General features: G+C 62.5%; 8 protein-coding genes. 3 read left to right on the top strand and 5 right to left on the bottom strand.

The features are described 5' to 3' along the window. The 5 genes from VR74_RS09535 to VR74_RS09515 form a co-directional block, all read right to left on the bottom strand. Positions 1-771 (bottom strand): alanine racemase (locus VR74_RS09535; RefSeq protein WP_045696193.1); only part of this gene is annotated, 771 nt, incomplete at its 3' end. Then, positions 764-2194 (bottom strand): D-arabinono-1,4-lactone oxidase, encoded by a 1431-nt coding sequence (locus tag VR74_RS09530; protein ID WP_045696190.1) that lies wholly within the window; start codon positions 2192-2194, stop codon positions 764-766. The genes VR74_RS09535 and VR74_RS09530, both read right to left, overlap by 8 nt. A 70-nt stretch (positions 2195-2264) precedes the next feature. Continuing rightward, the gene (locus tag VR74_RS09525; RefSeq protein ID WP_045696188.1) at positions 2265-3002 is read right to left on the bottom strand and encodes a hypothetical protein; all 738 of its coding nucleotides are present in this window, start codon (positions 3000-3002) and stop codon (positions 2265-2267) included. 76 nt (positions 3003-3078) lie between these two features. Continuing rightward, the gene (locus VR74_RS09520) at positions 3079-3903 is read right to left on the bottom strand and encodes a ferredoxin--NADP reductase (RefSeq protein WP_045696186.1); all 825 of its coding nucleotides are present in this window, start codon (positions 3901-3903) and stop codon (positions 3079-3081) included. 89 nt (positions 3904-3992) lie between these two features. Then, the gene (locus VR74_RS09515) at positions 3993-4553 is read right to left on the bottom strand and encodes a rhodanese-like domain-containing protein (protein ID WP_299950039.1); all 561 of its coding nucleotides are present in this window, start codon (positions 4551-4553) and stop codon (positions 3993-3995) included. A gap of 297 nt (positions 4554-4850) precedes the next feature. Here VR74_RS09515 and VR74_RS09510 point away from each other — a divergent pair, with 297 nt between their 5' ends. From VR74_RS09510 to VR74_RS09500, 3 genes are all read left to right on the top strand, one after another. Further along, positions 4851-6578, top strand: a complete 1728-nt coding sequence (locus VR74_RS09510; protein ID WP_045696184.1) for an EAL domain-containing protein — start codon at positions 4851-4853, stop codon at positions 6576-6578. Between the two features lie 105 nt (positions 6579-6683). Further along, the gene (locus VR74_RS09505; protein WP_045696182.1) at positions 6684-7193 is read left to right on the top strand and encodes an MgtC/SapB family protein; all 510 of its coding nucleotides are present in this window, start codon (positions 6684-6686) and stop codon (positions 7191-7193) included. Next, positions 7183-7767: a hypothetical protein gene (locus VR74_RS09500; protein ID WP_045696179.1), complete on the top strand. Its 585-nt coding sequence runs from the start codon at positions 7183-7185 to the stop codon at positions 7765-7767. The genes VR74_RS09505 and VR74_RS09500 overlap by 11 nt, the downstream gene beginning before the upstream one ends. Positions 7768-7772: the final 5 nt, after the last annotated feature.

The raw sequence follows: 7772 nt of genomic DNA, 5'->3' as shown, positions 1-7772 counted from the left end.
GTCCGCGCCGAGCACTTCGCCCGCCTGCGCCAGCGCCGCCGCATAGCCGGCGCGCACGCCCTTGATCGCCCGGTCGCGCCAGCCCATCGCCGTCGGCAGCGAGGCAATGTGCGGATCATATCCCATGAAGCCTGCGAAGGTTAGGCGCGGGTTCGCCCTGATCGCCTCCAGCATGGCCTTCAGGTCCGCCCCCGCCACCATGCCGCCCCGGTGCAGGCCCACGTCCAGTTCCACATTCACCGCCATGTCGCGGCCCATCTCATCCGCCAGCGACGCATATTGCGCCAGCCGCTCCGGCGTATCGACCAGCCATTGTACATTGTCCGCCGCGCCGGAAGCCTCCAGCGGCAATTGCTCGAAATAATGCCGCGCCGCCATCACGGGCAGGGGCTTGCCCAAGAGCTGGCTTGCCTCCGGCATGGCCTGCGAAATCTCCAGCAGCATGGGCAGGTTGAACGTCATCAGCCGGTCCGTACCCGTCCGTTTGCGGACATGATCGATCAGGCCCAGCGAGGGCAGCGACTTCGCCACGATCCGGTAGCCCATGCCCGGCGGCAGGAAGCCTTTCAGCGTGTCGATATTCGCATTCAGCCGCGCCTTGTCCACAACCATGGTCGGCACCGCAATGCCCGCTGCGATCAGCGCCTTCTGCACGTCCAGGAAATACGCGTCGCGCGGCCCGCTCTTGTCTCCGGGTTTCATCATCAGCACGGTTACTCCAGCAAGGGCGGCGCCGCCCAGGATTATATTGCGGCGGGAAAGCTCAATCATCGAAATCTTCCCCGAACAGGTGGGCAAGGTGCGGGTTCAGGAACTTGCCCGCCGGGTCCAGTTCACGGCGCAGGGCCAGGAAATCACCGAATTTCGGGTACAGGGCCGTCAGTTCGTCCTTGCCCAGCGAATGATGCTTGCCCCAGTGCGGCCGCCCGCCATTCGCCCGGTGGATGGGTTCGATATCGGAGAAGAAATAGTCATACGGCTCATCCACGGCGGCATGGATCGCAATCGACATGCGCGGGCCGTCATTGAACGGGCTCAGCCAGGCATCGTCCGGCGCGATGAAACGCACTTCCATCGGGAAGAACACGTCCTTGCGCTTCTCCAGCCTGGCGATGACCTCGCGCAGGCCTTTCAGCCCGTTTGCGCGCGGCAGGTGGTATTCCATCTCGTTGAACTTGATCGGCCGTGTCGTCGCCAGCAATTTGTAGGAACTGTCGCTGACATCCTCCACCACGCCGCGCGGCAGGGCCGCGCCAATGATCTTGCGGCGCAGCCAGGGCGACCAGCCCATGGAATCGCGCAGGGCTTTGAGGTCTTCCAGCGTGGAATCATCCTCGCTTTCGCCCTTTCCCGTCACCGGCCCTTCGTGCAGGTCATGGCTGATCCCGGCAGCCATGCCCGTATGCGGGAAATAGTAGAATTCGAAATTGCGGTGCTGGCTGGCCAGCGCCTCGGCCTGTTCCATCAGCGTCTCGATCCGCTCGACCCAGACCTTCCGGCGCAGGTTGAACATGGCCACCGTGCGCAGCGTGTATTGCGTCATCACGCCCAGCGCGCCCAGCGACACGCGCCCGGCCGCAAACAGGTCCGGATGGCTGCCGCGCGTCACGTCCAGAATACCGCCATTCGCGGTCACGATACGGAACGCCTCGATATGGTCATGCAGCGCGGTCAGCGTTTCGCCCGTGCCATGCGTCGCCGTCGAGAAACTCCCCGCCAGCGTCTGCACGTCGACATCCGGCAGGTTCGGCAGCGCCCGGCCTGCATTGGCCAGTTCGGTCGCCATCTGGAACAGGCGCGTGCCCGCGCCAAACGTGGCAAGGCCGGTCCCGGCATCAAGTGACTGCAGGCCTGCCAGGCGGCTCACATCCACCATCATGCCTTCGCTGGGTACAAGGCCGGAAAACGAGTGGCCGCTGCCACAGGGGCGCACACGCCCATTCGTGCCGGCGATCAGCTGGCGGAGTTCGTCCTCGCTGGCAGGCAGGCGCATCGCCTGCGGCGTTGCCCGCTCCACGCCGGACCAGTTCATCCAGCTTTCCTCGCCCGCAGGCGCTTCGGGATAATCCGGGTCATAGCCTGGCCGCGTGAAGTCCCGCGCGCCCCATGACAGGTGGCGTGTGGCGGGAATCGCCGCGCCGCCTGCAATCACCGCGCCGCCCGCCAGCATCATTGTTCGTCGTGAAACCGCCATGTCCTCTCCCCTCATTTTTAAGGTGAGTGGACACGGGGTGCGTGGGCCATGTCAATACATGACGTCCCCGTCAGGAATCAGGCAGGGCGCTCTTGAGGGCGCTCTCAAGGGAATTCAGCGCATAGGTGCGCGTCGCCCCTGCCGGCATCTGCTGGTAATAGCCGCGGGCCTCGTCGAACAGGGGCTGCGCCGCGCCGGCCTGGCCGGCATTGGCGCTGGCAACCGCCTCCATGTGCAGGTTGCGGCCGATCTCGAACGGTGTCGCCTCACCCGCCATCGCGGCGCGCGCATCGCGATAGGCCACCGCGCCGCGCTCTGTGTTACCCACTGTATAGAGGTATTCGGCAAAGCGCTGCATCAGGTCGATCCGGTCATGGCGCGTCCGGGCGGCGGCCACGGCCTGCGTCCACATGATCTCCGCGCTCGGGTCGCCGCTCATCGCGATGGCATCAGCGATCAGCGCATATTCCACCGCCGCGGCCTTGATCCCGGACTTTGCCAGCACATCCCGGGCGAGGGTCGCCAGCGCCACGACCTGGCGCACGGTCGCATTCACCCGCGTATTGTAGAGCGTAAGATCAGTCGTGCCCTTCTGCTCCACCCGGTAGACCTGGATCTGGGTGCTGAGCTCGGCAATCTTCACGCACAGGCTGTTGACCGTGTTGCGGGCCTGGACGCGGTTTTCATTCGCCTTGGACGCCGAGGCCGACACGTTCGCGATGACTGCCGCAATCAGCGCAAAGGCCGATATGCCAATCGTGGCGAAATCGCTCACGCCCAGCCCTGTCAGTATATCCCAGTCGGCCATCCGCTCATCCCGCGCAGATCAAATGTGCGCCAGTCTGCACCTGCCGGGGCAGGGGAGCAACGGCGATCGGGGCGAATCAGCCCGCGAAGGCCTTCTCGATCACGAATTCAGCTGGCGCGGCATTGGAGCCTTCGGTTAGGCCGGCGGCGATCATCAGGGCCTTGACGTCCTGGATCATCTCCATCGAGCCGCAGATCATCGCCCGGTCGGTTTCCGGATTGAGTGGAGGCACGCCAAGATCGGCAAACAGCTTGCCGGTCTCGATCAGCGTGGTGATCCGGCCCATGCAGGCATAGGGTTCGCGGGTCGTGCTGGCATAGAGGCGCAGCTTGCCCTCGACCATTTCGCCGACCAGCGGGTCATTGACAAGGTCGTTCACGAGGTTGCGGGAATAGGTGAGTTCGGCCACGTCGCGGCACGTATGCGTGACGATCACCTCGTTATAGCGCTCATACGTCTCCGGGTCGCGGATCAGGCTCGCGAAAGGCGCAAAACCCGTCCCGGTCGAGAACATGTAGAGCCGCTTGCCGGGGGTCAGCGCATCCAGCACCAGCGTGCCGGTCGGTTTCTTGCCGAGCAGCACCTTGTCGCCCGGCTGGATGGATTGCAGGCGTGATGTCAGCGGGCCGTCCGGCACCTTGATCGAATAGAATTCCAGTTCCTCGTCCCAGGCGGGCGAGGCGATGGAATAGGCGCGCAGCAGCGGCTTGCCGTCTTCCTTGGGCAGGCCGATCATCACGAACTCGCCGGTGCGGAAGCGGAAGCTCTGCGGCCGCGTGATGCGGAAGCGGAACAGCCGGTCGGTATAGTGCTCGACGCTGAGGACGGTTTCCTCGGTCGGGGCGTTCGGGTTCACTTTCGGTGCAGGCACTGCAGCGGCGGCGGATGCATCAGCGGACATGGGCGGGCCTCTTTGCGGGGGGCGGCTATTCAGGTTCAGCCCGCAAATGACCCTTCGCGCCTGCAAAAGCAAGGCGGCAGATTGGCACTTTAGTTTTGCTGAACAGTCGCGGCCTCAACCATTGCGGGCCAGTCGGACACCCAGTGGATATCTGCATCCCGGATCGAATGGGCACCATTCAGCTCATAGATATTCTCGTAGCCATAGCCATAGAGATTGATGAACGTCGGCACATTCAGCGCCAGTTCCATGCGTTTCAGCATGACCGGCGCGACATTGTCGCTGAAATTATTGTTGCAGTAGATCAGGATACGGGTGGACTTGTCGCCCAGAACCTTGGCCAGTTTATCGTCGGTGAAATCGGAGAAGTTCAGGTTCACTGCGCCGTCAATATGGCCCATGTGGAAGGCCTCCGAACTGCGCGTATCCAGAAGAATTGTTCCGGGTTCGGCTTTCATCGCATTGAAGGTCTCAAGGTCGACAAGGCGCGACTGGCGATAGGCAGCGATCTCCCCGCTCAGGCCAAGAAATCCGTCATAGTCGATTTGCGCCTCGGGTGTTTCCTGCGCCTCGGCGCTCGCCAGCAGGCCACAGCCGATAAAGGCCGCAATGGTCAAAAGTCCGAGTATCGCATTCCGCTTCACGCCCACGGGAAGTCTCCTTCATTTCCCCAGTTCTGTGAATCATCGCTCGCAAATAAGGCAGGAATAGGGAGGACTCATGAAGCTTGATGACGCGGACACGCGCATTTTTGTCCAGGCGGGGATTACAGGTTGCATCCGCGAAGCCGGACCGTGGAAATCATCTTTGTGACACTGATAAAACAGGGCGGCGGAATCGTCGCGAAAAGTGGCTCGGGAATTAAGTCTTCGGCCAATATTGGCCTCTGCAATTCAGCTTTTGCCAACGTGTGTTGTGTTACGCCCACTACAGGAACAGGGTTTGCCATGCGTTTTGAATCTGCCTCGATCATGTACACGCCAGCGCTTCAATCGTTCGATCGATTCGGCGACATTGCCGACTATTTCCGGCAGCACACAGACGTCACATTGTGCGCGATCGTCGATGCCGGGATGCGACCGATCGGTTGCGTGTCGGCTGCCGAATTCAAGAACCTCCTGGCGTCGCCTTTCGGCTTTTCCCTGCACCAGAAGAAGCTGGCCGACGCGCTCATGCAGCCCGGCGTCATCGTCGTGAGCATGCGCGAAAAAGTCTCCGAGGCTCTTGGCCAGCTTCACGATAATGAAGCGATCCTGCGGGACGGGCTGGTCGTTGTCGATGATGCGGGGCGCTATGTCGGGACGATGAGCGGGCTATGCGTATTCCGCACGATGAACGCTCTGCATGCAGACATGCTGGCCAGTCTCAAGCGGGAGGTCGCCGAGCGCAAGGAAGCCGAAGGCAAGATCAAGCGGCTGGCTGATTCCGATCCCCTGACCGACATCCTGAACCGGCGGGCCTTTGTCCGCGAGGTCAACCAACACATCCTGGACCGCTTGCCATTTGCGTGCGCCTTTATCGACCTGGATCGTTTCAAGCAGCTCAACGACCGGTACGGCCATGCTGTCGGTGACGAAGTCCTTCGCGTCGTTGCGCGGCGGCTGACCAGACATCCAGAAATCAGTGATGCAGCGCGCCTCGGCGGCGACGAGTTTGCCTTCGTCATCCGTCAGGCCAGTGATGCGTCCACACTCGCAGACTTCATCGAGTCTGTGCATGCCGACCTGACAGATGGGATAGACACTTCCGTCGGGCGTGTCTTTGTCGGCGCTTCGATTGGCTATTCGGTCCACCTGGTCGACACGAATGAAAGTTCAGCGATGCTGCATGCTGCCGACAAGGCCATGTTGCGCGTCAAATCGCAGGGTGGCGGAGTTTCCCGATTCGATCCGGCTCTGGATGCAACAGGCGAGGACGGGCATGCCATCGAGCTCGCCCTAAGTGCGGCTATTGCGACCGGACGGCTTCAACCGGCTTTCCAGCCCATCTGGGATGTGCGGGCATCGAGAATCGTCGGATACGAGATGCTCGCACGCTGGCCAGACAGCGGACTAAGTTCAGATCCTTCACCCGGCCAGTTCATCCCGATCGCAGAACGGCTCGGCCTGATCGATCCGCTGTTCTGGACATTGGCGGACAAGGCGATCAGTTCTCTCGGAAAAGACGATCATTTTCTGGCGATGAACATTTCGCCGTCCCAGTTGACGTCTGATCATTTTGCAACGCGGCTTGAGAAACTGCTGAACCGTTACGGCGTGGATCCGGCCCGGATCGAACTGGAAGTCACCGAACATGTCTTTTTCGGCAATCTTGAACGCAGCCTGGCCGTGCTGAAACCTGTCCGGCAGCTCGGCGTTTCATTGGCGCTCGACGATTTCGGGACAGGTTATTCCTCGCTCTCGCTGATTGACCAGTTGCCTTTCAGCAAGATCAAGATCGACCAGTCGTTCGTCCGCGGGCGTGGGCAGAGTTTTGTGCGCGGCAAGGTTCTCCAGGCCACAATCGCACTCTGTCGGGAGGTCGGCATAACAAGTTGCACAGAAGGGATCGAAACAGCCGACGACCTGGCCCTTGTGGCCGATCTCGGCTGCGACCAGGCGCAGGGATACTTCATTGGCAGGCCGAGCTGGTTGCGCGATGGCGGGCAGATCCCGAGCCGCGCCCTCTCCGCCTGACGGTCCCTGCCCTGCCGCCAACCGCGCGCGGCCTGAACCCGCGCCGGCGCGAAACCCCTGCGCTCCTGGCGCGTTGCATAGAGTGCCCGTATTGGAAGGCGCACAATGCATGAGATTCTTGCCACGTCCTTTGATACACACCTCCCGCTTGCGGTGATCCTGCTGCGCTTGCTGGTGGCGTGCGGCCTGGGTCTTGTCATAGGCATAGACCGGGAGGCCCGTGACCGCCCGGCCGGGCTGCGCACCCACATGCTGACGGCGCTGGCGGCCGCGGTCTTCACGATCATCGCGATTGAAATGATTGAGACCTTCGGGGCCGGCGGCCGTCAGACCCAGCTTGACCCGATCCGCGTCGTGGAGGCTGTGACCGCCGGTGTCGCCTTCCTTGCGGCCGGAACCATCCTACAGTCCCGTGGCTCAGTGAGGGGCCTGACGACTGGGGCGGGGATGTGGCTTGCCGGCGCCGTCGGGCTGGCCAGCGGTGCGGGATACCTGACCGTCGCCATCCTTGGCAGCCTGCTTGCCATTATCGTCCTGCTGCCTGTACGTCTTCTCGAAAGCCGTTTATTCGGCAAACCGCCGATTGGAAATGAAGGGAACGAGGATGACAGCTAAGCCGCCGCGTTTCGAATTCCGCTGCTGGCCGAATGCCTTTGACACGCATGCCCGGCGCCTCGAAAGCCGGCTGGCATTCGGGGACACGGAAGCGCGGACAGACATCTATCTCCTCGCTCCCGGCCGTACCGACCTGATGCCCAAGCTGCGAGGCGGCACGGTGCTGGAGCTGAAAGCGCGGCTGGGCGTACGGGGCCTGCTGGAGCGCTGGCATCCGGTTTTCAGTGATCCGTTTCCCTTGGCTGCGCCGTCCCTGACCCTGCTGGCAGGTCTGTTTCCCGATATTGATACCTCGGCCTGCGCCAGCCCCGATTCCCTGCGCGAGGCCCTGGCCGGGGCAGCCGACATCCGTCATGTCGACAAGATCCGGCGCAAGCACATGGCAAACGGCCTGCGCGCCGAAATCACCCGGGCGGAATGTGACGGACGCGCCCATGCCTCGCTCGCCTTCGAATGTGAGGATGCCGGCCAGCTTGACGGGGAAATCCATGCCCTCGGTCTCGCCGGGCTGGCCAATTGCAATTACGGGGCGGCGCTCCGCGACCCGATCCTGTTCGGCGGCCTCCCGTCCTGACCCGG

It is taken from the genome of Hyphomonas sp. BRH_c22 (assembly GCF_000961795.1).
GTDB lineage: Bacteria > Pseudomonadota > Alphaproteobacteria > Caulobacterales > Hyphomonadaceae > Hyphomonas.
Note: the sequence above shows the minus strand (reverse complement) of the source record. Positions and strands in the feature narration are given on the sequence as shown.

Bases quoted from the DNA above. Each gene is read 5' to 3' on its own strand.
- VR74_RS09500 (WP_045696179.1), top strand. From the start codon at position 7,183: ATGACAGCTAAGCCGCCGCGTTTCGAATTCCGCTGCTGGCCGAATGCC.
- VR74_RS09505 (WP_045696182.1), top strand. From the start codon at position 6,684: ATGCATGAGATTCTTGCCACGTCCTTTGATACACACCTCCCGCTTGCG.
- VR74_RS09525 (WP_045696188.1), bottom strand. From the start codon at position 3,002: ATGGCCGACTGGGATATACTGACAGGGCTGGGCGTGAGCGATTTCGCC.
- VR74_RS09510 (WP_045696184.1), top strand. From the start codon at position 4,851: ATGCGTTTTGAATCTGCCTCGATCATGTACACGCCAGCGCTTCAATCG.
- VR74_RS09530 (WP_045696190.1), bottom strand. From the start codon at position 2,194: ATGGCGGTTTCACGACGAACAATGATGCTGGCGGGCGGCGCGGTGATT.
- VR74_RS09520 (WP_045696186.1), bottom strand. From the start codon at position 3,903: ATGTCCGCTGATGCATCCGCCGCCGCTGCAGTGCCTGCACCGAAAGTG.